Raw genomic sequence first — 3,770 nt, 5'->3', positions numbered from 1 at the left:
GTTAGGAGGTATGTATATAGGAGGATTCTAATTGAGTTTGGTGATGATGAGTTAGGTAAGTTGGCTGTGGCTATTTTTAACACGCTGTTGAGTAGGGGGGAGGCTATGACTGATGATAAGTTAACTTCAATTGTTGGTTATAATGCTATTGATGTTAGGAGGATTCTACAAGCCTTATATAATATGAGGCTCGCCTCTGTGGTTGAGGAGTTTAATGAGGCGGCCGGTAGGATTGAGCAGTCGTGGTCCATTAAGGATGAGGATATTAGGAGGTTCCTAGTTAACCTAATAGGTGGGGTATTAGATAAGGTTAGCGTGCTGATGCAGCAGTTAACCAGCACTTCCGTCTACATTTGCCCTAAATGCTTTAAGAGGTATAGTGAGGATGATGCATTAATGTATGATTACAAGTGTCCATTGGACAGGACTCCGTTGGAGTACATAAACCCAGCGGACTACTTAACCGTCCTTGGCGCCGTTGAGGCTAGGCTTAGGAAAATGATGGAGTCTGTTAGCAAGGGGAGTGTCTAGGGTATTACTGTTTAATGGGAGAGTTAGGTTTTAAAGGGGTCCAGTAGTTGGGTCGAGGGCGTTCGTGGGGGAAACAGTAAACTCCCAGTCAATGGTGGTTTACAATAGAGAGAGGGGTCAATTAGAGTTAAAAGTCTCATACCCTGAGGAGAAGTACTTGTGGAATAATGACCTCCACCCAACACCAATACGCAAGAGGACTTGGGGCTGGTACACGTATGCTGCAATATGGTTTAGCATGGCCTTCATAGTGCCCAGCTGGTCATTGGCCAGTGTTGGATTATCCTTCGGCCTAGGAGCCGTGGAGTCAATACTTGTTGTATTCCTAGGTAACTTAATAGTCCTAATACCAATGATAATTCAATCCCATGGAGGCGCAAGGTATGGTATACCTGAACCAGTGTTAACTAGGACCAGGTGGGGTGTTTATGGGGCTATTTTCCCAAGTTGGATTAGGGCAGTGATTGGGGCTGGGTGGTGGGGTATTGAAACCTACATTATGACTGAGGCTGCAGTAGGCATTTACGCTGTCTTAAGTGGTAAATTACCTGTCATAGAGTCCCTTGTGGCTAAGGGGATTGCGTCACCGTTCACAATTAGTATAGCCTTTCCTCAAGTCTTCTGGGCTACATTCATTGCAATAATAGTACTTCAACTAATCCTACTATACCACTCCCCAGTGCCTAATGCTCAACCAGCCTTAAAGTGGTTTGCAAGGCTCTCAGCACCATTAATACTAGCAGGCTTCCTGGCATTATGGCTACACTTCATGTCAGCCTCAGGTTGGGATTACGGTAACGTATTCTCAATACACAGTAGCCTAAGCGGCTCAGCCTACTGGATGGCTTGGTTAGCTTTCCTAAACGCCAACATAGCCTACTGGGCAACCATGGCCTTATCAATGCCTGACTACACTAGGTTCGCTAAGAGTCAGGTGGCTCAGATGATTGGGCAAATCCCAATGCCATTCATGATGCTTGCGGTGGCGGTTCTAGGCACCATGACCACTGGGGCTGTTATGAGGCTTACCAGCCAACCAATATGGGATCCAATACTCCTATCAACACTCTACATGGGGCCTATTGCCGGCGTAATAGTTAACCTACTATTCCTCCTAGCCACCTTCGCAGTTAACGTGTTCGCCAACACGGTTGGACCCGCCTACGACTTCGCCAACACTTTACCAAAGTACATAACTTGGTTTAGGGGTGTTTTAATAGTGGTTGCTGTTGCAGTGCTGCTGGGTGCCTGGACGTACTATGGTTCAGCCTACGGTTACCTGTATAATTGGTTATTAACCTACGGTGGATTATTAGGCTCAGTGGAGGGTATTATAATATTTGACTACGCCTTAATAAGGAGGTTTAAGTTTGAGCTTCAAGATGTATTCCTAAGCCATGGTAATTTCAGGTACTGGAGGGGGATTAATCCAGCTGCCTTCATAACCTTCGCTGTAGTAACCTTCATAATATACGCGCCAATACCATACCACAGCATCCTATTCAACAACGCATGGGTACTGGCCTTCATATTATCTGGGTTAATATACACGCCGCTCATGGTTTACTGGGTAATACCAAGGTATCAGCCTCACTTAAAGGGGTCAATATGGAGGGGAGGTTACGTATCCAGTGAGGTTAAGGAATTATTCAGTTAAATGCCGGTTAAACGCAGGTTCATTTAAAAACATTAATTTCATTTAAATAATCCCACTTAAGCTCAATTAACCGTGGCTGAGTTTAACCTGGGAGCTGACTTCGTGGACTTCGCCGCTGACGTAATGTACATTATTGAGGATAGGTTAGTTTCCATGGATAAGGCATTCCACTACGCTAGGCTTAGGCATAGGTTGAAGGCGCCGCTTAGGGTTTACTATAATGCCGTTAGTGATGTTGTCAGGAATTACGCCTACTTATCCTTCATGGCTAAACAACTTTTAGGCTCAAGTTCAAGGAAGGCTATTGCTAAGGCTTGGCTACTCCTAAACACTAATGACCACTACTCCAGGAGGCTTAGGAAGAGGCTAAGGGGTAGGGTTGAGGATGCTGAGGCTAGGTTAAGTGAGGTTAAGGATAATGATCCATTAACCTACTTATCCATTAAGTACTCCTTCCCAAGATTCATAGTGGAGGAGTTGAGTAGGGGGATGGGGCTTAATGAGCTTGAGGATTACTTAGCCTCACTTAATAGGAGGGTTACTTGGCTTAGGGTTAATACGCTTAAGGTGGATTTGGATAAGGCTATTAGGCTCCTTGAGGATGAGGGTGTTGAATTCACTCAAAGTAGGCGGTACCCATTCATGCTTCTGGTTAAGGGTTATAGGAGGCCAATGGGTTACTTAAGGTTATTTAAGGAGGGGGCTGTGGTTCCACAGGACTTGGCGTCAGCCCTAGTGGTGCTTAACTTAATGCCGGAGCCAGGGGATGTTATTATTGATGCTTGCGCTGCCCCCGGCATGAAGACTAGCCTAATAATGCAGTTGACTGATAATAAGGCTGAGGTTATTGCAGTCGATGTCTCTAAAGGTAGGTTAAGTAAAATGAAGCCAATATTGAGGAGGATGGGGGTTGATGACTCTAGGATTCATTTAATGCGTTTAGACTCAAGTAGGCTTAGGCTAAGTGGGGTTAGGGTTGATAAGGTGCTTATTGATGCACCATGCACCTCAAGTGGAGCCGCCTCAAAGGACCCAGGCATTAAACTAATACTGGCCAATAACCCAGGCTTAGTTAAACGCCAATCATTATTGCAATCATCAATACTACTTAACTTAATTAATCAGGTTAGGGGTGCATCATTAATATACTCCACCTGCTCAATACTACCTGAGGAGGGGGAGGAGGTTATTGAGAGGCTTAACTCGTCAAGTGGGGTTAATTTAATTAAGCCTAATGTGGGTGATTTAAGCGACGGCTACGGGAACTACTCAATATCACGCGTTGTGGGTAGGGTAATGCCCCATATTCATAATGCTGAGGGCTTCTTCATATCTAAAATCACCATTAATTAACACTACCCCAACCCCCACCGCCTGGGGTCTCAATAATAACCTCATCTCCAGGCTCCAGGTCAACAGTTACCTTACTCGGCAACTCCTCAACACTCCTATTAACCCTAATAACCCTCACCCTACCTGGCTCCCCATCCCCACCACCCCATAATCCCCATGGCCTAGTCCTAAACCTCTCAGCCATTATGGATAACCTAGTGGGTGCAAGGACTTTAAATGCCCTGATTAA

Annotated in this window: 4 protein-coding genes; 3 read left to right on the top strand and 1 reads right to left on the bottom strand. The window is 45.3% G+C overall.

Annotated elements, in window-relative coordinates; genetic code table 11:
• From BP896_RS05200 to BP896_RS05190, 3 genes are all read left to right on the top strand, one after another.
• On the top strand, positions 1–531 hold a 531-nt coding region (locus BP896_RS05200), incomplete at its 5' end, for a hypothetical protein (RefSeq protein ID WP_291766449.1).
• Positions 532–595: 64 nt separating this feature from the next.
• Positions 596–2,188 carry an NCS1 family nucleobase:cation symporter-1 gene (locus BP896_RS05195; protein WP_291766448.1) on the top strand — a complete coding sequence of 531 codons (1,593 nt, stop codon included), beginning with the start codon at positions 596–598 and terminating at the stop codon, positions 2,186–2,188.
• 72 nt (positions 2,189–2,260) lie between these two features.
• Entirely contained in the window at positions 2,261–3,541 is a 1,281-nt protein-coding gene (locus BP896_RS05190) for an RsmB/NOP family class I SAM-dependent RNA methyltransferase (RefSeq protein ID WP_291766445.1), read from the top strand.
• On the opposite strand, the gene BP896_RS05185 is transcribed toward BP896_RS05190, so the two are convergent.
• Positions 3,534–3,770 (bottom strand): hydantoinase B/oxoprolinase family protein (locus tag BP896_RS05185; RefSeq protein ID WP_291766443.1); only part of this gene is annotated, 237 nt, incomplete at its 5' end. The two genes, BP896_RS05190 and BP896_RS05185, sit on opposite strands and share 8 nt — an antisense overlap.

Source organism: Caldivirga sp. UBA161 (assembly GCF_002506515.1).
GTDB lineage: Archaea > Thermoproteota > Thermoprotei > Thermoproteales > Thermocladiaceae > Caldivirga.
Note: the sequence above shows the minus strand (reverse complement) of the source record. Positions and strands in the feature narration are given on the sequence as shown.